At 71.6% G+C, this 462-nt stretch carries 1 protein-coding gene; it reads left to right on the top strand.

Annotated features, from left to right (window positions below):
* Positions 1-462 (top strand): beta-ketoacyl synthase N-terminal-like domain-containing protein (locus KYY02_RS33750; RefSeq protein ID WP_371244910.1); only part of this gene is annotated, 462 nt, incomplete at both ends.

Below are 462 nucleotides of genomic sequence, written 5' to 3' on the forward strand. Positions count from 1 at the left end.
CTCCGTGGGGACCACCTACCTGCGGTCCGGCGCGTTCTTGTCGGACGTCAGCGGCTTCGACGCCGGATTCTTCGGGATCTCGCCGCGCGAGGCGCTGGCGATGGACCCCCAGCAGCGACTGCTCCTCGAAACCTCCTGGGAACTCCTGGAGCGCGCCGGCGTCGACTCGGCGTCGCTGCGAGGTGAGCGCGTCGGCGTGTTCGTCGGCTCGAACGCCCAGGACTACGGCCTGGTCCTCGGCGGCGCCCGCGAGGACGTGGGCGGTCACGTGGCGACGGGCAACGCGGCCAGCGTGGCCTCGGGCCGCCTGTCGTACACCTTCGGTTTCGAAGGCCCGGCGGTGACCGTGGACACGGCGTGCTCGTCGTCCCTGGTGGCCCTGCACCTCGCGGTGCAATCACTGCGGTCCGGCGAGTGCGAGATGGCGCTCGCCGGCGGTGTGACGGTGATGTCGACACCGGG

The sequence above is a fragment of the Streptomyces pimonensis genome (genome assembly GCF_041380215.1).
GTDB lineage: Bacteria > Actinomycetota > Actinomycetes > Streptomycetales > Streptomycetaceae > Streptomyces > Streptomyces pimonensis.